The following is a 964-nucleotide window of genomic DNA, read 5'->3' as shown; positions in this document are numbered from 1 at the left end:
AAGCTCCTGGGCCAAGCCGGCAAGCCCGCCGGTCAGCAGGCCGCCTGACCTTCACGCAACGCCATCATAGAGCTCGCCGTGCCCGCGCGCACGCGTCAATCGGGCGGTCTTCATCGTATGCGTACGGATCATTTCGCTGGTCACGCATTGCACCTATGGCAGCGAGCACAGCGACATAGAAGTCGTCCCAATCGCCGCAAAAGGGACAGTACTTTGCAAGCTCTTGGTCACTGAGCCGTTCTCGGCAAAGGTTCCGGACAACCAGGCCGCCACCAAAATGGAAAAACGCCGGATCAGAGTCGATGGAAACGCCTCTGGCGTGCAGGTCGTCGAGCTTTGCAAGGATGTCGTCGGGCAGACGGGCTGCCACATATTGCTCGACGCTCTTTCGGATCGGTTCCGGGACCCGCGCCCAGCGCTCCTTGGAAAATTGGTTGGGATCGAGCGGCTTGTCGAAATCAGGAAAATTCATGGAAGCTCCGATTGAGCGATAAGACAGCGTAAACACCAGCGTGGCTCGCACTCGACGTACCCAATATAGGGACATCGTTGCGTTATAGCTCAGGCAAACCGCATCTTGCGGTGGACGCTGCTAGCTTCTGATCATCACGTTAGCCTAGGGCCACGCCGACATCGCGGCTCCAGAGGCGATAGTGTCGCCGTCGCACCTCAGGTCGACTGTCTCAGCATCAGCGGGATCTCTCGTAGATGCCCGCCAGCTCAACCCGATCCGAGACTCATCCCTCCTCGAGATTTTCCACGACAATGCCGTTTCATTGCGTCCGGCCGTAGGTTTCGACCGTGGCTTTCACCCCGATTAGAGGAAAGTGCAATACGATCAATGCCGTTCAGAGGATGGGATATCAGCCGATGGCGGAAAGAATCTCGGTATGCGGATCGTAAGACGGTCCAAGACTATGTTGTGATTGTCGCTGCTCGTTCCCCACCAGTCCCCCACCAGTAC

At 57.7% G+C, this 964-nt stretch carries 1 protein-coding gene; it reads right to left on the bottom strand.

The genetic code is table 11. The features are described 5' to 3' along the window. Positions 1-64 precede the first annotated feature (64 nt). Positions 65-472, bottom strand: a complete 408-nt coding sequence (locus FNJ47_RS46215; RefSeq protein WP_163163453.1) for a hypothetical protein — start codon at positions 470-472, stop codon at positions 65-67. Positions 473-964: the final 492 nt, after the last annotated feature.

Source organism: Bradyrhizobium uaiense, from assembly GCF_010811875.1.
GTDB classification, from domain to species: domain Bacteria; phylum Pseudomonadota; class Alphaproteobacteria; order Rhizobiales; family Xanthobacteraceae; genus Bradyrhizobium; species Bradyrhizobium uaiense.
Note: the sequence above shows the minus strand (reverse complement) of the source record. Positions and strands in the feature narration are given on the sequence as shown.